General features: G+C 52.8%; 21 protein-coding genes, 1 tRNA gene, 1 pseudogene and 1 riboswitch. Of the genes and pseudogenes, 7 read left to right on the top strand and 16 right to left on the bottom strand.

What is annotated here, in order from left to right:
- From ACT6RZ_RS14730 to ACT6RZ_RS14720, 3 genes and pseudogenes are all read right to left on the bottom strand, one after another.
- Window positions 1–1,389 (bottom strand): annotated as a pseudogene (locus ACT6RZ_RS14730) (hypothetical protein); the annotation flags it as partial.
- A gap of 497 nt (window positions 1,390–1,886) precedes the next feature.
- Window positions 1,887–2,381 (bottom strand): dihydrofolate reductase, encoded by a 495-nt coding sequence (locus ACT6RZ_RS14725; protein WP_444702839.1) that lies wholly within the window; start codon window positions 2,379–2,381, stop codon window positions 1,887–1,889.
- Between the two features lie 12 nt (window positions 2,382–2,393).
- A complete protein-coding gene (locus tag ACT6RZ_RS14720) occupies window positions 2,394–2,933 on the bottom strand; it encodes a peroxiredoxin (RefSeq protein WP_444702838.1) in 540 nt (179 codons plus the stop codon).
- A gap of 136 nt (window positions 2,934–3,069) precedes the next feature.
- On the opposite strand from ACT6RZ_RS14720, the gene ACT6RZ_RS14715 reads away from it, so the two are divergent.
- Window positions 3,070–4,902, top strand: a complete 1,833-nt coding sequence (locus ACT6RZ_RS14715; RefSeq protein WP_444702837.1) for a tetratricopeptide repeat protein — start codon at window positions 3,070–3,072, stop codon at window positions 4,900–4,902.
- 24 nt (window positions 4,903–4,926) lie between these two features.
- On the opposite strand, the gene ACT6RZ_RS14710 is transcribed toward ACT6RZ_RS14715, so the two are convergent.
- Complete coding sequence (locus tag ACT6RZ_RS14710) at window positions 4,927–5,763, bottom strand: HDOD domain-containing protein (protein WP_444702836.1); 837 nt, start codon at window positions 5,761–5,763, stop codon at window positions 4,927–4,929.
- A gap of 253 nt (window positions 5,764–6,016) precedes the next feature.
- Between ACT6RZ_RS14710 and map the strand changes: the two genes are divergently transcribed.
- From map to ACT6RZ_RS14695, 3 genes are all read left to right on the top strand, one after another.
- Window positions 6,017–6,811, top strand: a complete 795-nt coding sequence (gene map, locus ACT6RZ_RS14705) for a type I methionyl aminopeptidase (protein WP_444702835.1) — start codon at window positions 6,017–6,019, stop codon at window positions 6,809–6,811.
- A gap of 15 nt (window positions 6,812–6,826) precedes the next feature.
- Window positions 6,827–9,403, top strand: a complete 2,577-nt coding sequence (locus tag ACT6RZ_RS14700; RefSeq protein ID WP_444702834.1) for a [protein-PII] uridylyltransferase — start codon at window positions 6,827–6,829, stop codon at window positions 9,401–9,403.
- Between the two features lie 88 nt (window positions 9,404–9,491).
- Window positions 9,492–10,370, top strand: a complete 879-nt coding sequence (locus ACT6RZ_RS14695) for a phosphotransferase (RefSeq protein WP_444702833.1) — start codon at window positions 9,492–9,494, stop codon at window positions 10,368–10,370.
- A gap of 28 nt (window positions 10,371–10,398) precedes the next feature.
- Here the strand turns inward: ACT6RZ_RS14695 and pnuC are convergent, their stop codons facing one another.
- The 7 genes from pnuC to ACT6RZ_RS14660 form a co-directional block, all read right to left on the bottom strand.
- Window positions 10,399–11,010 (bottom strand): nicotinamide riboside transporter PnuC, encoded by a 612-nt coding sequence (pnuC, locus tag ACT6RZ_RS14690; RefSeq protein WP_444702832.1) that lies wholly within the window; start codon window positions 11,008–11,010, stop codon window positions 10,399–10,401.
- Between the two features lie 27 nt (window positions 11,011–11,037).
- Complete coding sequence (locus ACT6RZ_RS14685; protein ID WP_379056194.1) at window positions 11,038–11,298, bottom strand: YkoF family thiamine/hydroxymethylpyrimidine-binding protein; 261 nt, start codon at window positions 11,296–11,298, stop codon at window positions 11,038–11,040.
- A 53-nt stretch (window positions 11,299–11,351) separates the two neighbouring features.
- Window positions 11,352–13,436, bottom strand: coding sequence for a TonB-dependent receptor (locus tag ACT6RZ_RS14680; protein WP_444702831.1), 2,085 nt, complete (start codon window positions 13,434–13,436; stop codon window positions 11,352–11,354).
- Window positions 13,437–13,533: 97 nt separating this feature from the next.
- A riboswitch (TPP riboswitch) is annotated at window positions 13,534–13,637 on the bottom strand.
- Between the two features lie 173 nt (window positions 13,638–13,810).
- Window positions 13,811–14,086: a cupin domain-containing protein gene (locus ACT6RZ_RS14675; RefSeq protein WP_442586752.1), complete on the bottom strand. Its 276-nt coding sequence runs from the start codon at window positions 14,084–14,086 to the stop codon at window positions 13,811–13,813.
- A 76-nt stretch (window positions 14,087–14,162) separates the two neighbouring features.
- A tRNA-Ser gene (locus ACT6RZ_RS14670) sits at window positions 14,163–14,252 on the bottom strand.
- Between the two features lie 24 nt (window positions 14,253–14,276).
- Window positions 14,277–14,810 carry a peptide deformylase gene (gene def / locus ACT6RZ_RS14665; RefSeq protein ID WP_444702830.1) on the bottom strand — a complete coding sequence of 178 codons (534 nt, stop codon included), beginning with the start codon at window positions 14,808–14,810 and terminating at the stop codon, window positions 14,277–14,279.
- A 30-nt stretch (window positions 14,811–14,840) separates the two neighbouring features.
- Window positions 14,841–15,596 carry an S-methyl-5'-thioinosine phosphorylase gene (locus ACT6RZ_RS14660; protein ID WP_444702829.1) on the bottom strand — a complete coding sequence of 252 codons (756 nt, stop codon included), beginning with the start codon at window positions 15,594–15,596 and terminating at the stop codon, window positions 14,841–14,843.
- 86 nt (window positions 15,597–15,682) lie between these two features.
- On the opposite strand from ACT6RZ_RS14660, the gene hpnC reads away from it, so the two are divergent.
- The 3 genes from hpnC to hpnE are packed head-to-tail and all read left to right on the top strand — an operon-like array spanning window position 15,683 to window position 18,699.
- Entirely contained in the window at window positions 15,683–16,552 is an 870-nt protein-coding gene (hpnC, locus tag ACT6RZ_RS14655) for a squalene synthase HpnC (protein ID WP_444702828.1), read from the top strand.
- Entirely contained in the window at window positions 16,549–17,385 is an 837-nt protein-coding gene (gene hpnD / locus ACT6RZ_RS14650; RefSeq protein WP_444702827.1) for a presqualene diphosphate synthase HpnD, read from the top strand. Before hpnC ends, hpnD begins: the two co-directional genes overlap by 4 nt.
- Window positions 17,386–17,394: 9 nt before the next feature.
- Window positions 17,395–18,699 carry a hydroxysqualene dehydroxylase HpnE gene (gene hpnE / locus ACT6RZ_RS14645; protein ID WP_444702826.1) on the top strand — a complete coding sequence of 435 codons (1,305 nt, stop codon included), beginning with the start codon at window positions 17,395–17,397 and terminating at the stop codon, window positions 18,697–18,699.
- 22 nt (window positions 18,700–18,721) lie between these two features.
- Here hpnE and ACT6RZ_RS14640 read toward each other — a convergent pair whose 3' ends face one another.
- From ACT6RZ_RS14640 to dnaB, 5 genes are all read right to left on the bottom strand, one after another.
- Complete coding sequence (locus ACT6RZ_RS14640; RefSeq protein ID WP_444702825.1) at window positions 18,722–19,006, bottom strand: hypothetical protein; 285 nt, start codon at window positions 19,004–19,006, stop codon at window positions 18,722–18,724.
- Window positions 19,007–19,500: 494 nt separating this feature from the next.
- Entirely contained in the window at window positions 19,501–20,856 is a 1,356-nt protein-coding gene (radA, locus tag ACT6RZ_RS14635) for a DNA repair protein RadA (RefSeq protein ID WP_444702824.1), read from the bottom strand.
- Window positions 20,857–20,955: 99 nt separating this feature from the next.
- Window positions 20,956–21,318 (bottom strand): bleomycin resistance protein, encoded by a 363-nt coding sequence (locus ACT6RZ_RS14630; RefSeq protein WP_444702823.1) that lies wholly within the window; start codon window positions 21,316–21,318, stop codon window positions 20,956–20,958.
- Between the two features lie 4 nt (window positions 21,319–21,322).
- Window positions 21,323–22,390, bottom strand: a complete 1,068-nt coding sequence (gene alr / locus ACT6RZ_RS14625; protein ID WP_444702822.1) for an alanine racemase — start codon at window positions 22,388–22,390, stop codon at window positions 21,323–21,325.
- Window positions 22,391–22,408: 18 nt separating this feature from the next.
- Entirely contained in the window at window positions 22,409–23,791 is a 1,383-nt protein-coding gene (gene dnaB / locus ACT6RZ_RS14620) for a replicative DNA helicase (protein ID WP_444702821.1), read from the bottom strand.
- Window positions 23,792–24,770 lie beyond the last annotated feature (979 nt).

Genomic DNA, 24,770 nt, shown 5'->3' with positions numbered 1-24,770 from the left:
GTGCAGGTATACGCCGCCCAGGTAGGTGGTCTGGCTGAGGTTGCCGGCATCGCTGCTGGAAGTGCTGCTGCGTAGCAGGCCACTGGCATCGCCCTGGCTGTACAGCACCGAGCCGTACGCCCCTAGCCGGGTGGTGCTTTCCTCATTGCGCCAGAGGTCGCTGCCCAGGTGCAGGCCGCTGATCCAGCTGCTGTAAGCCGGGTTGATGTCGCCGTTGCCGCCTGCATGCAGGCGCTCCTGGCTGGCAAACAGCCACATCGGGTGCCTGGCGGTGGTCTCTGCACTGGTATCCAGCGCTGTGCCTACGGCCTGCGGACCATGCAGCAGTGCATGCAAGGCCATACGGCCTGAGAGGTCCATCAGCGCAGGCAAGGCGGCGCTGGCGGGGCGGTAGGCATTCGACTGACTGCTCAAATACCAGTTCTGCCCAAGGCCTTTAGCATCACCAGCGCGCAGCTTGTATTCGTAGGCACCGGCATACACCGGCTGTTTGAGCTTGAAACCATCCTTGCTGCTCTGTGCGGTGGTGTCGGCATTACCCTGCGCTTCGACCACCAGCATGCCGTCACCGCTGGTCTGCCCACCCAGGCCGCCAACGTTATTGATGGCAAGGTAGGTCGTGCCGCTGACCTTGCCGCCATCGCGGATGATGATCTTGTCACCTGGCACACTGCCATCGCCCAGTACCTGGTTGAGCGTGATCAGGCCACCTTCGCCAAAGAGTTTATCTATACTCAGGGTTTTAGCTTTCAACTCGCTGCCGAGGGACTCAAGATTGATATGGCCGGTGGCGCCAAGTTTCAAGACATTGAGGGTAGAGTTGCCGGTCATTTTCCAGGTGGTTGTCAGGCCGATTGACAAGTCGCTACTGCCTGGCTGGTAGTTGATAGTGCCTTTCCATATTGAGCCACGATTCAAGGCCGCAAAGCCACCAGATTCGACAGTGAGATTTTCTATGGTCCCGTTATCATAAACAGTCAGATACCCATCCTTTTGCACAAGAGTATTTTTCGCAGCACCGCCATCATTTACCGTCTGAGAACCATTTTTTCCCAACGTGGTGTCTTCTGCTATACCAAAAACCTCTTGCGAGCTTTTAATGTTTCCAGCCGTATTGCGCACCATAGTGTTAGTCGCCTTGCCATAGACAATTTGTATATCACCATTATCAATCACGGCACCAATGACAGCACCCTTAGCGTCCACGGTAGTAACGGCAGCCTGGGCCTGCTGGCCAGCCAGGCATAACAAAGCCAACAGCAGGCTGGTGGGGTTTAAGATTCCACTCTTGGCACCACGATAAGTACTTGACGGATCTGAGGTCTGATGGGGAGAGTGCAGGGACAAACACCCGGGTTTTTCCAGGGGCTTGTGTATGTGTTTTGGCATAGCGGGGGCCTTTCCAGATTTAAAAGCTTGAGAGTAAAACTGCGAATACGCAGGCATTCTCAAACATCTGGCAGCCTTAAAGCTGACAAGAACTTACACGTGTTAACGGTGCGGGCTTTACTGGCCTCAATCACTCAAAAGCGTTACGGCCTCACGCAGTTTGATCACTATGGGCGTCGCGCGTACCACACTAATCTCGGCAACAATTGCAATAGAATTGGTATTTCTTTGGATAGTTCGGTGCTCTATTTCGGCATTTTATTTCGCCCCTCGGCGAGTTACTTTTCTTTGCTTGCCCAAAAAAAGGAAAGTAACTCGCCTATAGGCGAAAAAGAACGCTGAAACAGAGCGAAGACCCTTCCAAACAAATACCGATTAGAACCAGGACAGTCACCACCCTTTATGGGTGCTCTTCGCCAGAACAACAGCCTGTTGCAGGCCACCCCGGCGATCACCCAAGCTGCAAATCATCTAAAAAACCGATGCTTCACTCTCGATCAGTCTTTCAGATTGCGCCGCTGATAAACCAGATCACTATACTGCAAGCCCTTTGCCGAAAGGTTGGTCTGTTCAGACACTAACTGCCACTCATCCATTTGCAGCGGTGGGAAAAAAGCATCGCCCTCCACCTGGGCAAACACCCTGGTGAGGTATAAACGTGTGACCTGCGGCAAGCCTTGCAAATACAGCTCCGCACCGCCGATCAAGAACGGCTCATCATCCCCCGCACATGCCGCCAGCGCCTCGGGGATAGAGTGCACCACCTTAGCCCCCTCAACCTGGTAAGCCAGGTCACGCGTGACCACCACTGTGGTCCGCCCGGGCAACAGGCGCCCCAGTGACTCATAGGTTTTACGGCCCATGATGATATGGTGGCCCATAGTGAGTTGCTTGAAACGTTTCAGATCTTCTGGCAGGTGCCAGGGCAGCTGGTTATTGTGGCCGATCACGCGGTTATCGGCGTGGGCGACGATCAGTGAGAGTGCTTGCATGATATTGATTGCTTAAAAGGCGGAGAGCCGCTTGAGGTCATTGATAATGGCCTCGCTGTGGCCGTCTGGGTTCACATTGCTGTAAATCTCGGCGATGGTGCCTTGAGGGTCAATGACAAAGGTGGTGCGCTTGGCGACCTGGAACACCACCAGGTTGAATAATGCGCCATAGGCATCGGCGACCTGGCCATCGGTATCGGCCAGCAGCGGGAACGGCAAGCGATGCTTGTGTGCGAAACCGGCGTGACTGGCGACGGTATCTACGCTGACGCCTATGACTTCGGCACCCAGGGCATGGATCTGCTGGATATCGTCACGAAAATGGCATGCTTCTTTGGTGCAGCCCGGCGTATCATCCTTAGGGTAAAAATACAGCACTACCCATTTGCCCTGCCAGTCGGTCAGGCGACGTTTTTCGCCCTGCGCATCCGGCAGGGTAAAATCAGGGGCTTTCATGCCGACGCTGACCCGCGCAGACGGTTGCTGATACTGGCGATAGCCCCACACTGCTAACCACAATATCAAGCCATACATGATCAGTTTGACGAACATTGCTACTTTTCCTTTCTAAACAGGTCTAGACGACAGATGGGTCGTTGACGCATCAGGCTGCTTATTGTACCTTAATCCGCCATTGCCCTTTTTAAGGCCCACCAAAAACGCGTGTAGTATTGCAGTTATCCCCCCCATGAATAATGAAGCCATTGCAAAACTGCTGAAACTGATCGCCGCTGACCCGCAAAGATGGGAGGCGTACCAGAAGCTGGCCGGCCTGATGCTGCAGAACGATGAGTTTCATGCGGCCGAGCAGTATCTGCTGCAGGCCATCAGCTTGCAGCCCAAGGCACTGCAATTACGCTTGCAACTGGCTAATCTGCAGATGCGCACCCAGCAGTTCCCGGCGGCGCATGACACTTATAAACAGGCGATCAGGCTGGATGCCAGGCAATCACAGAGTTACTACCTCGATGCGCGGGCACTGAAGAACATGGGGCGCACGCAAGAGGCGATCTTGCGTTTACGCACGGTGACCAAGCTGGACCCGCAGCATATCCAGGCTTTTACCGAGTGCGTCGACCTGATGCTGCAGGCACAACAGTTTGAGCAGGCGGTCGCCGTGCTCAAGCAGGCGGTGATCGCCCACCCGGAACATGCGCACTTTCACTACAGGCTAGGGGTGTTACAGCAGCAACTGCATGCCACTGCCGAGGCACTGGCCTGCATGGATGCCGCCATCAGGATACAGCCGGATTTTGCCGAAGCGCATCACCAGCGGGCATTGATACTGCAACAGCAGGGCCACGCGGCAGAAGCGTTGCGGGCGTTTCATCATGCCATCGCCTATCAACCCAATTTGCCTGTGCCCTACAATAACCGTGGCGTGGTGTTATGCCAGCTGGGCAAATACCCCGACGCCATTGCTGACTTCAGGCAGGCATTACAGTTGAACCCGGGGTATGCCTCGGCTTATTGCAACCTGGGGCTGGCCTTGTACGAGAATGGCGATGACTATGAAGCCTACCCCTGCCTGGAAACCGCATTGAAACATGCCCCTGCCCATGCGCAGGCGCGCTATGTATTGAGCATGTTAAAACTGGCCCGTGGCGAATATGAAGAGGGCTGGCCCATGTATGAAGCCCGCTGGCAGGTGCTCAACACCAGCGCTTTACCAGACCGGCGATTGCTATGGCCGGGCAACAGCTCGCTGGTGGGCAAAACGATACTGATCCTGGCTGAACAGACGCTGAGCGATACTCTGCAGTTTTGCCGCTACATTGCCCTGGTGAAGAGCTTTAAGCCCAACCAGATGATAGTGTCAGTGCCTGATAGCCTGTATACCCTGTTCAATGAGTTATGGGGCCACGATGCTGAGATACAGGTCATTCGGCAGGATGGCCGTGCATTACCGCATTTTGATTGTTATTGCCCCATGCTGAGCTTGCCGGCGGCATTCAATACGCTGACAGCAACTATCCCGGCGGCACTGCCCTATCTGCAGATCGCCGAACGGCATCAGCAGCCCTGGCAGCAACTGCTGGGCCCGGCCAGAAGACTGCGTATAGGGGTGAACTGGTGCGGGGATGCGCACAACAAGTATGACCGTCAGCGCAGTATCCCGCTGCATCTGATGGCGCCTTTATTAAAGATGGAAGTCGAGTGGCACAGCTTGCAGAAAGAGTTCAGGCGTGAAGACCACATCATGCTCAAGCGCTTTCCCATGCTGGAATGCCATCACCCGTTGCTGTCTGACTTTAGCGATACCGCCGGGCTGATCATGCAAATGGACTTTGTTATCTCGGTGGATACCGCAGTCGCGCATCTGGCTGCCGCGCTGGGTAAACAGGTGTGGTTGTTATTGCCGGCGCAAGCGCATTTCCGCTGGTTGCAACAGCCTGAGAACTGCGCCTGGTACCCTGGCATGCGGCTGTTCCGGCAAGCACCCGGCACCAGCTGGGAGACCCTGATCGATCAGGTACATCAGGCGATCACCGATGTGCTGAGCCAAAGCTATCGCAACTAATAAAGTTATCGTAGCGAATAAGGCTTATTCGGTGTGAGGCACGCCGACGATGTGCATGACACGTGGCACATCGACATGCAGCAACTGCGCGATGTCTTTGTAATCGTCCGGCAAGGCGGCATTATCCCAGCCTTCGGCAGAATGCCTGGCCAGGTTTACGGCAAACTGCACATTGCGCACGCGTGGCAGATGCGCACGCTGCTCGTCCATCAGGTCGGTCAGCAATGAAGGCAGATTAAAGGCGCGCACCAGTTCGGCCTGCAGATCCAGTATCCTGAAACCCAGTACCTCTTGCTGCACGGTGCGGCTACGCAAGGTGGCATCGGCATGCTGGCGCTTATGGATCTCTATCATGGCCTCGGGGTTAAAACACCACATCAGCATTTCGGCAAAGTCGTATAAAGAAGCGGCCACGCGTAACTCTTCGGCATGCAGATCCATCAGGTGCGAAGCAAATTCGGCAGCGAAATAACCGGCGCGGTGGGCACGTACCACCAGCTTGATCAAATTGACCAGCGCAGGCACATGCTGGCTCAACATCTCTTCTACATGAGGCACGGTAGGGATCTGCGCAAAAAAAGTACTGGTGCCCATCATGATGATGGCCTGCTCTACCTGCACCAGGTCTTGCAACTGGTGACGGCTGCGGTGGTTGTTGGCGTAGGTCAGCACTTTGAAAGTCATCAGCGGGTCATTAATGACCACGCGCGTGATATCGCGCGCGCCGGTCTCATCTTCACGCTCGTGCAGATCGGCCAGCTCGCGGGCGGTTTGCCGCAATACCGGGATATCGGCATTTTCAAGGAATCGCACCCAACTGGAAACATCCCGATTGGTCCTTGCCTCGCTAAGTGTCACCATTTAAACGCTCCTGCTTGAGTTTTATACGCCTGAGTATAGAACAATGCTGTTTTGCGGCATGTGCCGAAGAGTCACTGAATTCACTGCCAGTTTCTATCATGACTTCAGCCTGCCAGCACCACAAAAGGCCTGCTCAAGGCCATAAAAGGCTTGTTTCTTTAGGCATTAGACCCAATCTGCTATGTTAGAATGCAATTTTTGTGACTGATTTCAGGGTCAGGCGAATCTGCCGTGACTCCATTGTGACCAAACTATGGCGATTATTCTGCATACCCCCGAAGATATTGAAAAAATGCGCGTGGCCGGACGCCTGGCATCTGAGGTACTGGATTACATCACGCCATTCGTCGTCGCCGGTGTCACCACCAACAAACTCGATCAGCTCTGCCATGACTACATCGTCAATGTACAGCAAGCGATCCCGGCCCCGCTGAACTATGCGCCGGATGGCCACACGCCGTATCCAAAATCCATTTGCACCTCTATCAACCAGCAGATCTGTCACGGTGTACCCAGTGAAAAAGAGCTGAAAAATGGCGATATCGTCAACCTGGATATCACTGTGATCAAGGATGGCTACCATGGCGATACTTCGCGCATGTTCATGGTTGGCACGCCCTCGCCGCAAGCCAAACGTTTATGCGAGCTGACTTACCAGGCCATGTGGCGCGGCATAGAGAAAGTCAAACCAGGCAACACCCTGGGCGATGTCGGCTACGCTATCCAGTCATTTGCTGAAAAAAATGGCTACAGCGTGGTGCGCGAATTCTGTGGCCATGGCATAGGCAAGAAATTCCATTGCGAACCACAGGTGTTGCATTATGGTAAACCTGGCACCGGCGTCACTCTGAAACCCGGCATGATCTTTACCATAGAGCCTATGATCAATGCCGGACGTCGCGACATCAAATTCATGTCGGATGGCTGGACCGTGGTGACCAAAGACCGCAGTCTTTCTGCACAATGGGAGCACACCATAGTCGTGACTGAGGACGGCTTTGAGATCATGACCGTTTCTGACGGCACCCCTCCCCGGCCCAATCTGTAATCCCCCCGAGAGAGCATGCCAGTGATCGCCAAAGAACAACTCAAGCAGTGGCGTGAGTCGTTCCAGCTGTCACAACAGCAGCTCTCTGCCGCCTACCTGGCCAAACCCAATGCCAAAGTACTGCTACAGCAGAATACGCGCCAGCTGGATCAGCTGTTACGCGAGATCTGGTCCAGCTTTCAGCTGCCTGCCACGGTCAGCCTGATCGCTGTTGGCGGCTATGGCCGTGGCGATATGTTCCCGCATTCAGATATTGACCTGTTGATCCTGCTGCCGGAAGACTGCCCTGCTGCCTTGCAAACTGATGTGGAGTCACTGATAGGCGCATTGTGGGACATAGGGTTGAATATAGGCCACAGCGTGCGCTCGCTCAGCGAATGCCTGGCCGAAGCGCAGCTCGATGTCACCATCATGACCAATCTGCTGGAAGCACGCTGGCTGGTCGGTCAAAAAACCAGTTTCAGGGCGCTGATGCAGTCATTGCATGCGCAACTGGATAAACCGCGCTTTTTTGCCGAAAAGTTACGCGAACAACAGATACGCCACGCAAAGTTTCACGATACCGCCTATAACCTGGAGCCTAACATCAAGGAAAGCCCGGGCGGCCTGCGCGATCTGCACATGATTCTGTGGATAGCGCAAAGCCAGGCGCTGGGCAATGACTGGCAAGATCTGGTACAGGCGGGCCTGCTCAGCCAGACACAGGCGCGACAACTGAAAAGCCATGAGCGTTTACTGCAAAATCTGCGTATACGCCTGCATCTGCTGGCCAAACGGCGCGAAGACCGGCTGGTGTTCGACTTTCAGAATACGCTGGCAGAACAGATGGGCTATCAGACCACTTTGCAGAAACGCGCCAGCGAGCAATTGATGCAAGGGTTTTACCGCAGCGCCAAAGCCATCATTATTGAAAACGAAGTCTTGCTGAAACTGATGCATGCGAGGGTCAGCCCGCAAACAGAGCCTGCCACCGTGATAGACGAAGATTTCGTGCTCGCACAGGGCCTGCTCAGTGCACAGACGCCCGACCTGTTGCAACGCAAGCCCGAGGCCATATTGCGCTGTTTCCAGCTGTTACAGCAACACCCGGCCATTGCAGGCTTTAGCGCACCGCTGGTCAGGGCATTGCAGGCAGCGCAACCGTTGATCAACAACAAGTTCCGTCAGCAATCTGCCAACAAAGCTTTGTTCCTGCAGATATTGCAATCACGCGAGGGTGTACATCGCAGCCTGCGGCGTATGAACCGCTACGGCATCCTTGGCCGTTACATCCCGGTGTTTGGCCGCGTCATCGCGCAAATGCAGCATGACTTGTTTCATGTCTATACCGTAGATGAACACACCATGAACGTGCTGCGCAACCTGCGCCGCTTTGCCAAGCCCGAACTGCGGCATGAGTTTCCCTTATGCAGCCAGCTATTCACCGAATTCAGCCAGCCGCACCTGCTCTACCTGGCAGGTATTTTTCACGATATCGCCAAAGGCCGTGGCGGCGATCATTCGGTGCTGGGCACCATAGATGCCAGACGTTTCTGCCAGAAACACGGCCTGCCCAAAGCCGATAGCGACCTGGTCGCCTGGCTGGTAGAAGCCCACCTCAAGCTCTCAAGCACAGCGCAGAAAAGCGATCTTTCCGACCCGGACGTGATTGAAGCCTTCGCCAGACTGGTGGGCTCGGAATACAGGCTGACTGCCTTGTATCTGTTAACGGTCGCCGATATACGCGGCACCAGCCCCAACGTGTGGAATGCCTGGAAAGCCAAGCTGCTGGAAAGCCTGTTTTTGCAGACTAGACGCGTGTTGCAGCAATCACTGGATACCGAAGCCCAGTTAAGCCTGCGCAAACAGGAAGTCCTGCAAAAACTCAGCAGTTTCAACTTGAAAGAAGACTCGGTACAGCCCTTGTGGCAAGCATTTGGCGTCAGCTATTTTCACCGCTTTGACAGCGATGAGATCGCCTGGCAAAGCCGTTTGCTCATCCCGCACAAACTCACCGAGACCGCCATAGTCCGTGCGCGGCTCAGCCCTAAAGGCGACGGTATCCAGGTCATGATTTACAGCCGTGACCAGAAAGAAATTTTTGCACGCATCTGCCACTTTTTTGACAGCATGCAATACAACATCGTGCAGGCCAGGATATACACCACAACCCACGGCTATGCGCTGGATAACTTTATCGTGCTCGAGCCAGACACGCACCAGATCAGTTACAACGGATTACTCAAGCATATAGAGCAAGGGCTGACCGAACAATTATCTGCCGACACTGCTATCCCTACCCCTATCCGTGGCCGCGTCAGCCGCCAGGTGAAACATATGCCCTTGCCGACGCAGATCTTTATCCACCCGGCCAGCGGACATCACGACCAGCAGCAACAACTGCAGCAGCTGGACGTAGTCGCCAACGACAGGCCCGGACTGCTGGCGAGCATGGCGCTGGTGTTGCTCAACAATGGGGTCGCCTTGCACAATGCAAAGATCAATACGCTGGGCAACCGAGTGGAAGACAGCTTTCTGATCTCAACCAGTGATGGCCAGCCTTTGGACGAAGCGCAGATCAATACGCTGAAATCCGCCTTCAGCGAGCTTTAGCGCAAGCCTATGCCTTACAAAGTCGGCCTGATGGCTTAGAATGCCCAATGGTTTAGAATGCCCAACGGCTTAGAATGTAGGTCTTACCATGTTTATTTATCCGCAACTCACCTCCTCCGAGCAAGCCAGCCTGCCCAAGCTGCTGGCACAGCCAGATGCTATCCCGAATAAGTTTGAGGATAGCACGCACAGGCTATTTCATTGCCAAACGACGGCTGGTGACATGGTGCTGAAAGTATGTAATCAGGCCACCATACAAAGATCTCAGTTCTGGTCAGGCGCAAACCATTTATTTGCCGCTGACTTTCCCAACAGTCTGGGTGATATCCATTTAACACATCAGTTCTTGCAGAAGAATGGTGCGCTTAGCGTGCCTGAATGTGTTTCAGCAAGTGCCGGCCGATTCGTACTCACCCGTTTTCTAGCGGGGAAAGATGTAGAAACGCAGCAGATAAGCGACCAGTGGGTGATACGCTTGGCCGAACATATCGCGAAATTACACCAGTGTACTTACGCCAGCTGGGGCAAACTGCACGCGCCCGGGTTTTCTGCCAATGAATGGGCCAGCCGTTTGCACGAAACACTGGCTTTTCTGGCCAGGCAGCACGACACCCCTATTGCTGAATCGTTATTGGCTGAGGTGTCAGCCGGTGCAAAAAATAGCCATGAAACCGAATTCGTACCCATGATGCTGGATCTGCGCTGGGATCAGTTCCGTCAAACAAGCGCCAACGACGACCTGGCGCTGATCGATCTGGACGCGTTTGTGATCGCGCCACGCGCGCTGGACCTGGTATTGCTAGCCTATGTATTAACCCCGGCGCAACTGGCCATATTCAAGCAACACTATACGCAAACGCATCCCTGGCCGGACCACACAGCGCACACCCCCAGCTATCAGCTACTGCTATTTTTGCTGAATATACTGGGTGAAACTGATCTGGAAAAATGGATGCAGCGCATATAAAGCGCCATCCGCTTGGGCAGAATTGCAGTTACGTAGATTGTTGCCGGTAAAGCTTCACCCAGCTGATAAAACCTGCCACGGCCAGGATAGTGTTCAACACAAACAGAGCCGCCGTCGCGTAATAGCCGGTTTGAATATACAGAATCGTGGCAGCACCATCGATCACCGCCCAATATAGCCAGTTTTCCAGCACTTTCCTGGCGATCAGCCAGGTGTTCATCACAGAAAACACGGTGGTATAGGCGTCTAACATCGGGCTTTGCGATTGCCCGGTTTTTTGCAGATAGGCAGTCACCAGGGCACTCACTGCAATACCTATGGCGATAAAAGCCAGATGCCGTTTCCAGGGCCAGCGGCTGATCTGCAAGGTATCGGTTTGCTTGCCATGTTTATGCCATAGCCAAAAACCATAGATCGCCATGCCCATATAATAAAAATTCAGCAAGGCCTGCATAGGCAGCTGGCCTTCCCAGAACAGCACGGTGTAAACCAGCGTGCTGAAAAAGGCAAACGGCCAGCACCACTGTGACTCTTTAGACGCCAGCAGAATATAGGCGACGCCCATCAAGGCAGCGGCGATCTCCCAGGGCGACATTTGCTGGAATGCAGTCAGGATAGCCTGAAGATCAGCCTGGTTCATGATATGCACCTTTGCATGCCCCTGCCTTTACACATCAACAACATCAGCCCGGTCTGTACCAATAAACTTCATCACAAACACGCTGTGCGGCAGCGCATTGAACACCGCTTCCATTTCCGCATCCAGGCAATCCATCACTGCGCGGTAATCGCCAAACACCTGTGTCGCCAGGCTGTTGCGCTTGACCACAAGATTTGGATTGGCTTCCAGCTTGTTGATGAACTCCAGAATGGGCTCTACATAACCTTCGGTTAAGGGGTATAGACTGATATCGACTGAAATACGCATATAAACTCCAGAATTTATAAAATCAGGGAGGGCAATGAACGCCCCCGCCTGCTTTAATGATTGTAAGTGACAGTGACACCAGCGATGCGAGGTTCACCGTATTGCACATAACGTTGATCACCAAAGCCATTATCAAAGAAAAAGCCTCGTGTCGCATAGTCTTTATCCAGCAGGTTTCTCGCCCATACACTGACTTTCCAATGTTTATCGTAGTTGTAATCAGCACTCGCATTCAATAAAGCGTAGACGTTTGATTTTGCATCGTGGCTGTCTGAGAAATAGAAGGCGTCCTTGCCTTCGACATTGGCACGTAGTGTCCAGGCTGCACTGGCATAGAACTCAGAACCCAGATTGAAAGTATATCTGGGTGCATGGGCGACCTGGCGACCTTGCGCACTGTACGCGCCAGGGTCAGGATTCTGATAGCTATCGAATTTTGCATCCAGCAGACCCAGCGACCCTATGACGCGGAATCTATCAGTCAAAAACCAGTCCAGACTTGCTTCTACCCCTTGATGAGTCGCTCTGGCAGCATTGTCATAGAATTCAATAAAATTACCTGTGCCTGCAATCTGGGCAGAACTATGTGTCTGCGCATCCAGACGCTTGGCATAAAAAGCCGCCACACTGGTGATCAAACTGCCATCCAGCCAGCTGGATTTCAGCCCTGTTTCAAAGCTCCACATATACTCAGTATTGAACTGTCTCTGGTTTTGCGGCAGATTAGCCTTGTTATTGATGCCACCAGGTTTATAACCGCGTGATAACGAGGTATACAGTAAATGATCCTCGTTAGCCTGATAATTCAAGCCCAGTTTGGCACCAAAAAGCACTTCGTCCAGACGTTTCTGCATGCTGCTAGGGACTGAGCTGACGAATCCGCTATCCGCATAGTCGGCTTTGAAATCCTCTATGCGCAAACCTGAAACCAGGGTCAACTTGTCGGTGAAATGACTATCCAGTTGTCCAAACACAGCCGTGTTTTCTGTTTTGTATTTACCTGACAACTGCGTCAATTCATCAGGCCCGAAACTCCTGTAATCGACCCGTGACTTAAAATGCTCATCTTGCACAAAACGATAAATACCTACCGTCCAGTCGGTGGAGTGATTAAAGATCCGGCCAGCCTTGTCAGATAAAGCACGCAGCTCAAATGAGTAATTATCGCGGTCCCTGTCATGTTTCTCATTGTCATCCAGGGTTCTCCAGTCACCATCAAAACTGTAAGTGGAAGATGAGTTTAAATAAGTGGCTTCAGACTGGATGATTACCGCGTTCGAGGCTTGCCAATTGGCTTTCACCGCAAAAGCATTGGTGTTTTGTGTATCTGCACCGGGCTGGTTGGACCTGCTGCGTCTGGAGTTGTCCAGGGTGAATGCGTCATATCCATTATTCACATTCACATGCATCAGGGTGAAGTCCAGGGTCAGATCTTCGGTCGCGAATAACTTGAATTTACTGCGGAAGGTCAGCTCGTCCTGCTTTTGCGTGTCGTCCCTACCCAGGGTGTCGTTTTGCATATAGCCATCAGATTTATGCGTATAGATAGAAGCGCGCCCCAGCAACTGGTTTTCGACGATGGTACCGCCTACCGCCACACCAAAGTTACGCGTGTTGTATTCACCGATACCGGCTTGTGCGCGCAACTTAAATTCCTTGGTCGGCTCGGCACTGCGCATGGTAATGGCACCGGCGATCGCATTGGGGCCGAATTTAGTGCCCTGAGGCCCTTGTAACACTTCTATCGCATCAATATCAAACAGGGTGGCTGCACCACCCAGGCGGCTAAAGTCTATGCCATCAATGATCAAACCGACAGACGGGTTCACCGGATTATCGTATTGGCTGAGTATGCCCATGCCACGGATCTGGAAGAATCGCCCGCGCGATGCCCCGGCTGACACATTGACATTCGGTGCCAGGTTCAACACTTCTTCCAGGTGCTGCGCGCTACGGGCTTCTATGGTTTCTTTATCAATCTCAGTCAGGCTGACCGCTGTTTTCTGTGCGGTGCTGGGCCTGAAATCCGCGCTCACTACGACGTCAGGCAGTTTGACGACTTCGTCATCCTCGGCGGCCAACGCGGGCGTAGCCAGTAACAGCCCTATCAGGGACAATGGTTTGGTGATCGGTTTCAAGGTAATCCTTTCTATTAAGACACATAAAAAGGACAGGGTGAGAGTGACAATGACGTGAGTAGGTGTGTTGATGGACAACAAACCAAAAACTTTTGCGTTGTAGATGCTCTGCCTGTCCCTACGCCAGCATTATCTGGGTCAGGTTCATTGGGTTCCTCACTTGCGCGAGATCTCAGGCGTTAGCCACCCCAAGGCGGTTTGATTTTTCAATCAGGGTGAGATTGTAGTTTGATATCAATTACTTTGCTAGAGAGTGATACGGTATTAGGCTTAATTCCGCTGCATACTTTGCAAAGTTTAAACATAGTGCCTGCTGCAAAAACAAAAAACCCTGCAATGCAGGGTTTTTTATTGAAAATTGCTACAACAATCAATTAGAAATGTTTGTAGTGTTTTTTCAATTGCTTAACTACTTCCCACTGGGATTTCAAGCCTTTTGGAAACTCAACGTAGTCACCAGCTTTGATAGTCACTGTGTCGCCACCTTGTGGAGTCACTTTGAATTCGCCTTCCAACACATAGGCTTTTTCAGTCATAGTGAAGTCCAGAGGGAATTTTGAAGGTGCGCAATCCCAGGTATTCCAGCTTTTTACGCCCAGGTCGTTCAATTTTTCTTCAGATGGATTGTGGTCGATGATGATTTGAGTCATGACGATTCCTTAAATAAATAAACTGATTATAAAAACTTTAAATAGAAATGCCGCAATCATGCGGCATCTTGGTAACTGGCGGAAGAGGTGAGATTCGAACTCACGGAGGGCGTGAACCCTCGACAGTTTTCAAGACTGTAGCATTAAACCGCTCTGCCACTCTTCCGGAAGGCAGGATTATAGCAAACAATCAGTCATCTGGAAGCGTTATTCCAGGAAAAAGTACATCATTAAAGCCAAATTTTGTCATATCGCGTATGCGCATGGGGTAAAGGATGCCAAACAGGTGGTCACATTCGTGCTGCACCACCCGTGCATGAAAGCCGCTCGCAGTGCGGTCTATCACATTGCCTTGCGGGTCAAACCCGCGATAATGCAGGCTTTGGTAACGTGGCACCAGGCCGCGCATGCCGGGCACTGAAAGGCACCCTTCCCAGCCATCCTCTTCTTCGTTACCGACCGGCGTCAGTTCAGGGTTGATCAGTACGGTGAAAGGCACTTCTTCGGCATCCGGGTAACGCGGGTTCTTGCCGACGCCAAACATCACTACCTGCAAACTCACGCCTATCTGCGGCGCGGCGATACCGGCACCATTCATTTCGCTCATGGTGTCATACATATCCTGGATCAGGCCATGCAATTCAGGCGTATCAAATTCGGTGACCTTTTCTGCGACCTGATACAGCACCGGGTCACCCATTCTGAGTACAGGTTTAATCGCCATCATTAAACTCCGGCAAAAGTGATAAAACCATCAGGCCGTTGCACACTGATGGTCAGAAAGACATTGGGCAATGATGCAGCGCACTTTATCCATGGTTTGCTGCAATAAAGGCATGACCTGCTCAAAGTGGATGGCTTGCGCGCTATCGCCGCGGCCTGCCGCAAAATTAGCCACCGGGCAGATGGCAGCATAAGCCACGCCCAGCTCTCTTGCCAGCGCGGCTTCCGGCATGCCGGTCATGCCGACGATGGTGGCGCCATCGCGCTCATAGCGGTCTATCTCGGCGGCTGTTTCCAGCCGTGGCCCTTGCACGCAGGCATAAATGCCGCCCTCTACCAGATGACATCCTGCAGCGGCAGAGGCTTGCAGGCAGCGCTCGCGCATGGCCTGTGTATAAGGCAGGGTAAAATCAATGTGCCTGACCGGCAGTTCTACGCCATCGTGGTAGGTGTTATCGCGGCCATAGGTGTAATCGAGGATCTGGTGCGGCAACACGATATCGCCAGGGATCAGGCTGTTGCTGATGCTGCCTACCGTTGCCACTGCCAGCAGGTCAGTCACCCCCACTGAATGCAGTGCCCAGATATTGGCCCGGTAATTCACCGCGTGCGGCGGTATGGTGTGGCCGCCACCGTGACGTGCAAGAAACACCACTTCTTTGCCATTAATCTCGCCAAAGACCAATGGTTGCGAAGGCTTGCCGTACGGCGTGCGCACTATCAGGCGTTTTGAAATATTCAGATTGGTGAGCTCTGTCAGCCCGGTGCCGCCGATAATGCCTAACATCCTATCTTCTCCAACATTCCGTTCTCTTTACCGCTGGTTAATGTGCAAGGCGTAAGCGTATCACGGATTTATGGCATACTTAAGCCATGCAAGCCTTTACCAAGCCAGTGACTACGCCGGCCAGCGTGTCCCTGGCACACACACATTATGAGAATTTCCCGGTCGCTTCACTGCTGCTCCCCGCCCATTTACGTTATGCGGTGAGTGTGATCTACCAGTTTGCGCGCACAGCGGATGATATCGCTGATGAAGGCGATGCCAGCGACAGCGAGCGCCTGCAGGCACTGCAAGCCTATGAAGATGAGTTGTTGCTGATCCAGGCTTATATCCAGGCTGAGCGCCCCTTATTCAAAACGCTGCAGCAAGTTGTCAGCAGCCACAAGCTGGAGGTAGAGCCGCTGCTGGATCTGATCAGCGCCTTTAAACAGGATGTGGTCAAAACCCGCTATGCCGATTTTGATGAACTGCTGGATTATTGCCGTCGCTCGGCCAACCCGGTGGGCAGGCTGATGTTGCAATTGTATGCTGCGGATACGCCGCAACACCGGCAATGGTCTGACCAGGTTTGCACAGCTTTACAGCTGATCAATTTTTACCAGGACATTGCCATCGACCTGCAAAAACACGGGCACAGCGGCCGTATTTACTTATGCCAGGACGAAATGCAAGCCGCCGGTATCAGCGAACAGGATTTACGTGACCAGCGACTGGATAGCGTCTGGCAGGCATTCTTTTTGTACAATGTAGCCCGCGCCGAGCAATTGCTGCTCGCCGGCAAGCCACTGGGCCGGCATTTAACTGGCCGTATCGGATTCGAACTGCGCATGATAGTCGCCGGTGGTGAACGAATTATTTATAAACTGAAGCGTTGCCGCGGCGATATCTATCACCACCGGCCCACGCTGCATGCTTTTGATTGGCCGATTATTTTGCTGAAAGCCCTGTTTAAACAATGACCCCGCAACAATATTGTCAGCAGAAAACCAAACAAAGCGGTTCCAGCTTTACCCTGAGTTTTTTGTTTTTACCCAAACATAAACGCGAAGCAATGACGGCCCTGTATGCCTTTTGCCGCGAAGTGGATGATGTAGTCGATGAATGCACCGATTACCAGATCGCGCAAACCAAGCTGCAATGGTGGAAACAGGAGATCCACCGCCTGTTTCATGAAGTGCCGCAACACCCGGTCACCCGGGCGCTCAAACCTGTGGTTGCAGAGTTTGCGCTGCAGGAAGCGCATTTCATCGAGATCATAGATGGCATGCAGATGGATACCCAATACAACCGCTACGCCGATTTTGAGCAACTGGCGCTGTATTGTTACCGCGTCGCCAGTGTGGTCGGCCTGCTTTCGGCGCAGATCTTTGGCTATAGTGACAAATCCACCCTTGGCTATGCACATGACCTGGGCCTGGCTTTCCAGCTGACCAACATCATCCGTGATATCGGCGAAGATGCGCGGCGCGGCAGGATATATATCCCTATCGATGAACTGGAAAAAGCCGGCGTGACCGAGCAGGCACTGTTACAGAGCCAGCCATCGGCACAGACCCAGGCGTTATTGCTCAAGCAGATAGAACGTGCAGAAATGTTTTATGACAAAGCCATGAGCCAGTTGCCGGCAGCCGATATTAAAACGCAGTTGCCAGGCCTGATGATGGCCGCCATTTACCGCGCATTACTGCGGGAAATCAAGCAAGACCCCAATCTGGTGCTCAGCCACAAAGTCATACTGCCACCTTTCAGAAAACTGAAACTGGCCATGGGCGTTTGGTTGAAACGCCGCTGATGCACTGGAATGCTTAAGCACACGCACACTCCCCGCCATGTCGCTGTTGTCGGTGCCGGGTTGGCCGGTTTGGCTGCCGCGTACACCTTACTGAGTTCAGGACACCAGGTATCGTTATTTGAAGCTGCCCCGCAAGCCGGAGGCCGTGCGCGTGGTGTGCCGCATGCTGAAACCATGCTAGATAACGGGCAGCATTTATGTATAGGGGCTTATCAGGCCACATTGGCATTATTAGGCGAAGCTGGCCTGGACCCCGAGCATCTCTTTACCCGTCTGCCGCTGGCCTTGCATATGCATCATGGCGCAGAGCGCATGTCACTGGTCACACCCACCTGCTTACCTGCTCCCCTGCATTTATTGTGGGGATTGCTCACCGCGCGTGGATTGACTGTTAACAGCAAGTGGCGAGCCATACGCTGGATGTTGTGGTTAAAACGATCTGCATTCACCCTGGCGCAAGATACCACTGTTGAAAGCCTGTTACAGCAAGGCCGGCAAACAGAAACTGCCATCAAAACCTTATGGGAGCCTTTGTGCCTGGCCGCATTGAATACCCCTATCCAGATTGCCAGTGCGCAGGTGTTTCTGAATGTACTGCGCGACAGTTTTCAGCAACAGCGTGCGGACAGTGATTTTCTGATCCTGAAGTCGGATCTATCCAGCAGCCTGATTGAGCCTTTGCTGGAGAAGATCACCCTCTTGGGCGCCAAGCTATCACTGCGCACAGCGGTGATCTCCGTCAAAAGCACCAACTCAAACTGCTTGCTGGAAACTGCAGAAGGCACTCAATCATTCGATGATGTGATTCTGGCCACAGGTCCACATCAGTTGAAAACGGTGGCTAGTGACATTGCATTGCCGACATTTGACTACCAGCCTATCACCACAGTATATCTGCAGTACCCGACTGATACCCGGCTACCCTACCCGGTCATGGGATTATATGGCGGTCTGGCACAATGGGTATTCGACAGGGGACTATGCTGTGAACAACCGGGCTTGCTAGCCGTAGTGATCAGTGCGCATGGGCTGTTAAATGGTCAAAAGACAGCATTGATACAACAATGTGTCAGTGAATTGAATCAGGCATTGTCATCTTATGAGATACAACTTGAGTCAGCGCCGCTCTGGACGCAGGTAATTACAGAAAAGCGCGCCACATTCAGTTGCACGCCAGATTTACAGCGCCCACAAAACAACACTACCCAGCCGCATATCTACCTGGCGGGCGATTATACTGCCGGGCCTTATCCGGCGACGATAGAAGGCGCAGTCAGGAGTGGAGTTGCGGCCGCCAATCTGATCCTGGCCTAGGCCTGACTCCACTCAGCCTGCTTCAAGCTTGCGGGTCTTTACAACCTACTACCAGATGGTTTCTGGCAGGAACATAGATACCATCACCAGCATCTGGATAGGTTTCGCGGAAGGAAAGATGCGGATCCACGTCATAACCATGTGAGCAGTTCTCACTGGCTTTTGTCTTGCACTGCTCCAACGTGGTATTGAATTCACTACAGGTCAGTTTATAGCCCGGCTTGCCATCACTGGTAGCGTGTGGGGTTGGCTGGTTACTTGCGCAAGCAGATAGCAGCAGGGAAATCAGTATTAGTGTTTTTTTCATTTTGTCTCTCCATTTCCACCTTTATTACATCACGTCATATTATTGTCATATTGATGTGTTATATGCACACATTTGATAAGGCAATAAACGAACCATATAGTTTCATGAAGGTTTTGTTAAAAATGTCACGCTGATTCAACACCAAGGCTTTCTCCGGCTTGTATCCAGTCCGCTACAAACTGCTACAAAACCCCGCGCTTTGTAACTGACCCGCCCACGCATTTTTCTTATACTGCACTCACTGACATCGATATGCAGTCTTTGAAAAACGCTCAGTTTAAGAATAAATCAGGATTTTTATGAATAGCGGTCAGTTGACCTGGAAATGCCTGCCGGCACTGTGAATAAACCTTCAAAAGCTAAAGGCTGATAAATACCACACGCAAAGTAAAACTATTGAATATCAGTACCGCTTCCCTGTGGCTGTTCACCCTCTTCTGAACAACCACCACTCCAGGCAACGATGGCACTCCCTGACATCGTTGCCTTTTTTTTTATCCTCGCAGCAGATCGATGGCTTGTTCCAGCCTGTCTATCGCATCAATATGCAAGCCGGGCACGCCACCCTTAGGCGCATTTGCCTTGGGGATGATGGCATGGGTAAAGCCCAGCTTGGCAGCTTCCTTTAAACGCTCCTGGCCGCGTTGTACTGGCCGCACCTCGCCCGCCAGCCCTACTTCGCCAAACACAATCAATTTGTTCAGTAGCGGTTTATTTTTAAAGGATGAAACAATAGACAGCAGCACTGCCAGATCCACAGCTGGCTCGCTGATCTTCACACCGCCCACTGCATTGATAAATACATCCTGATCAAAACAGGCAACGCCAGCATGGCGATGCAATACCGCCAGCAGCATCGCCAGACGGTTCTGCTCTAATCCCACGCACAGCCGTTTAGGGTTGGGCGCGTGAGAGGTATCCACCAATGCCTGGATCTCCACCAGTAATGGCCGGGTGCCCTCTTGAGTCACCGTGATGCATGACCCTGGCACAGGGGTGTCGTGGTGAGATAAAAACAGGGCAGACGGGTTACTCACCTCGCGCAAGCCTTTTTCAGTCATGGCAAATACGCCCAGCTCATTCACCGCACCAAAGCGGTTTTTGAATGCACGGATCAGGCGAAAACTCGAATTCTGGTCGCCTTCGAAGTAAAGCACGCTATCGACGATATGCTCAAGCACGCGTGGCCCGGCCAGTGAGCCTTCTTTGGTCACATGGCCGACCAATATCATGCTGATGCCCAATTGTTTGGCGATGCGCGTCAATTGCGCACTGCATTCACGCACCTGCGCCACCGAGCCAGGCGCTGACTGCAAGGCTTCTGAATACACCGTCTGTATGGAATCAATGATCACCAGGTCTGGCTGGTGCTGCTGCAAGACGTGGCTGATCTTTTCCAGGTTGATCTCAGCCAGCACATCGACCTGGCTGGCATCTAGCCCCAGCCGCTTTGCCCGCATGGCGATCTGCTGCGCAGACTCTTCGCCACTGATATAAAACGATTTCAGCGTCTGCGATACTTTGCACACGGTTTGCAGCAACAGGGTAGATTTACCTATGCCTGGGTCGCCGCCTATCAGCACCACCCCGCCAGCGACCAAACCACCGCCCAGCACACGGTCAAACTCGGCGATACCGGTCTGCTGGCGCGAGACATCCTGCGCCTCGACCTCGGCCAGTTTTTGTAATTGTGCAGTAGGTACCAGGCTGGCAAAACGGCTCTGGGTGGCGACTTCCGGCACACTTTCCACCAGGGTGTTCCAGGCTTGGCAACTCGGGCATTGCCCTTGCCACTTGGGCTCAGAAGCGCCACATTCGGTACAGGTGTATTGTGTTTTAGCTTTTGCCATCTCGGCCCTGAAACTCTCTATTATGCAAGTTGCAATTATATCCGCACATCAAATGTTGACTGGCATCAGCCTGCTGAACATCTGTCGCAGGCACTGAAACTAAAGCTCGCTCGCGAACCTTAGCCGGTTGCCGTCCGGGTCGGTGATCAAGAATTCACAACTACCCCAAGGCATATTTTGTGGAAGATTGGTCGCCACCACACCTCTAGCGGCAAATGCCTGATGCAAGGCGCGCGCATCCGGCACTTTGAAATACACCGCGCCTCCGGGATCGCAATCACCCGTGTGCTCGGTTAAAAAAATCGTTTGTCCATCGCGGGTGATCTGAAAGAAAAGCGGGAATCCAGGCTGGAACTGGTGTTGCCAGTCTATGGCAAAACCAAGGCCATCAACATAAAAAGCCAGGCTACGTGTGGCATTGGTGATGCGCAATTGAGGAATGACGGTTTGTTGCATTTGCATCAAGTTAATCGATCACGTGCACAGGTACGCGCGCAGTGACTGCGCACAGCAATTCATAGCCTATGGTGCCGCTGGCTTGTGCCACCGCATCGACCGGCACCAGGCTACCCCATAGCTCTACTGCACTGCCGAGACCGGCTGCGGGGATATCGCTGATATCCACTGCCAGCATATCCATAGAGACACGGCCCAGCGTGCGGGTCAGCACGCCATTCACGGCGATCGGCGTGCCTGTGGGCGCATGACGGGGATAACCATCGGCATAACCGCAGGCGACTATGCCAACTCTAGTAGGTTTATCTGCAGTGAACAGGCTGCCATAGCCTACACTTTCACCGGCTGCGATCTCCTGCACGCCTATCAGGCCTGACTGCAGTGTCATCACCGGGCTTAATCCCAGCGAGGCAGCCGATTTTTCCGCGATCGGGGTCGCACCATACAGCATGATGCCAGGGCGTACCCAGTCCGCATGGGTCTGTGGCTGCTGGATAATGGCAGCCGAGTTGGCGAGTGAGCGCTTGTAGGCTGGCGTGTTCATCACCTGCTCTACAATCAGCATCGCGGATGTGACACCGTCAGTCAGATCCGAATTGGCAAAATGCGTCATCAGCACCACTTCACTGACATTAGCACTGGCGCTTAAGCTTTCCAGTGCTGCCTGGTAATCGTCAGGCTGAAAGCCCAGCCTGTGCATGCCACTATCCAGTTTCAGATGAACCCGCACCGGCATATTAGGCTGGCTTTCAAGTAGCCATTGCAATTGGGCATGATGGGATATCACGGTATCCAGCCTGTACCTGTCGACCAGTGCCATTTCCTCGGCAGAAAAAACGCCTTCCAGCAACAGGATAGGATGCTGGTAACCGGCATCCCGCAAGGTCACCGCTTCACTGATATTGAGTACGGCAAAGGCATCGGTCTGTTTTAATCCACGCGCGGCATTCAGCAAACCATGGCCATAAGCATTGGCTTTGACCACAGCCAGCACTTTGGCCTGCGGCGCATAATGTCGCACCTGTGCCAGGTTATGTGCCAGTGCTTTTTCCGAGATATAAGCAACGATAGGACGCATATTGAAAAACTCGCTGCGTTAGTATTCGTCTGGCATATACGCAGCGTTAGCGTAATCCATAAAGCGCGTATGCGCGCCCATAAAGGTCAGGCGCACACGGCCGATCGGGCCGTTACGCTGCTTGGCGATGATGATCTCCGCTGTGCCTTTTTCCGCGCTGTCCGGGTTGTAGTACTCGTCACGGTATACGAACATGATCAAGTCGGCATCCTGCTCGATCGCGCCAGATTCGCGCAAGTCACTCATCACCGGGCGCTTGTCAGGGCGCTGGTCGACGCTTCGGTTCAGCTGCGAGATGGCGATCAGTGGCACGTCCAGCTCTTTGGCCAATGCTTTCAGCGAACGTGATATTTCAGAGATCTCTGTGGCCCGGTTCTCACCCTGGCGACCAGCCGGTGAACTCATCAACTGCAAATAGTCGATCACGATCAACCCTAATTCGCCGGTCTGGCGGTGCAAACGACGCGCACGTGCGCGCACGTCAAAACTGCTTAACCCGGCACCTTCATCGATGTAGATAGGCGCTTCGTTCAGCTTTCCTAAAGCGGTAGTCAGCTTTTCCCAGTCTTCATCTTCCAGGTTGCCGTTACGCATCTTGTGCTGGTCTAGGCGACCAATCGAGCCGATCATACGTGTGGTCAGCTGCGTTGCGCCCATCTCCATAGAGAAAATAGCCACAGCCTTGTTGGTTTCCAGTGCCACATTTTCGGCGATATTGATCGCAAATGCAGTTTTACCCATGGAAGGACGGCCGGCAATAATCACCATATCGCCACCCTGCAGACCCGATGTCATAGAGTCCAGGTCACTAAACCCAGTTGGAATACCAGTGACATCAGAGTGATTTTCACGTGAATACAGATAATCGATACGGTCAGCGACTTGTGGCAATAGTACCTGCATGCCCAAAAAGCCCTGGCTCTTGCGATTGCCGCCTTCGGCAATCTGGAAAATCTTGGCTTCAGCCTCATCCAGCAATTGCTGTGCATTGCGACCATTCGGCAAGTAAGCACTTTCAGCGATACCTGTACCTACCGTGACCAGTTGGCGCATGACGAAGCGCTCGCGCACGATTTCGGCATAACGGCGAATATTAGCGGCTGTTGGTGTGTTTTGCGCCAGTGCGCCAAGATAGGCAACGCCGCCTATAGTAGTGAGCTCTGCTGAACTTTCCAGAGATTCAGCGACTGTGACAATATCCGCCGGATGATTACGCTCGATCAGTTTAGTGATGTGTTCATAAATCAGCTTATGGTCGTGCTGGTAGAAATCCTGCCCGGATAAAATATCGGCAATCTTGTCCAGCGCTTCATTGTCCAGCAACAGCCCACCGAGCACGGATTGTTCGGCTTCGATGGAGTGTGGAGGGAGTTTGAGAAATTCTAGTTGTTCGTCAGCCATCTGGCGATTATACCGAAAAGCGAATCGGCATTTTGGTGTTTTGAAATTAAGTGTGAATCAAGATGGAGCAAAGTGAACAGATTCTTTCGGTCCAGATGGGCTGAATATAAAGCCTGCAGAGATCAGACTAGAATCACCTTTTAATTTTTGATAGTTTCTTTTTCGCCTGTAGGCGAGTTACTTTTCTTTGCTTGCCAAAAGTAGCGCCCCCCCTGAGCGAGTGATGTGCTTGCTGTGAAGTTCTAATTGGTATTTCTTTGGATGGTTGGAACGTTGCTTTTCGCCTGTAGGCGAGTTACTTTTCTTTGCTTGCCCAAAGAAAATGTAACCAAAAGAAATGCACCCTAGCTTCCGCTTTCTTCCTGCGTTGCTCGGCCTAGGACTTTCGTCCGTTGCTTTGCCGGACTTAGGCATAAGCGGTCGCGAAACTCGCCCTAGCGGCCTGCACAATACGCAGGCCACCGCGGAGCTCAGACAGTCGCTCCCTTCCTCCTTATTTTGACTCCGCTACTCGGCGCGTCAGATAGGGGCCCGTTTAAAACCACCACGTTGATACGTTGGTTTAAGGGTTTTGCACTAGGGGCGCTTAGTGCCCTTTTTAACTTCCAAGACTAAACTAAACAAACCAATTCTTTTGGTTGGTTTTGTTTCAATGGTTGAGCGGAAACAAATGCGGCAAGCCTCAGCTTAACTGAGCGCGTGTGGTTTTAACGGGCCCCTATCTGACGCGCCGAGTAGCGCAGTCAGCGTGGGAGGGGTCGGCCAGCGTCTGTTCGAGTTCCGCGGTGGCTTGCGTAGTGTGCAAGCCGCTAGGGCGAGTTTCGTTGGACGCCCACGTTGACGAGCAACGCAGGAAACAAGCGGAAGCTAGGGTGCATTTCTTTTGGTTACGTTTTCTTTGGGCAAGCAAAGAAAAGTAACTCGCCTAGAGGCGAAAGAAAATGCCGAAACAGACCACAGAACCATCCAAAGAAATACC

Source organism: Methylophilus sp. (assembly GCF_052437885.1).
Lineage (GTDB): Bacteria > Pseudomonadota > Gammaproteobacteria > Burkholderiales > Methylophilaceae > Methylophilus.
Note: the sequence above shows the minus strand (reverse complement) of the source record. Positions and strands in the feature narration are given on the sequence as shown.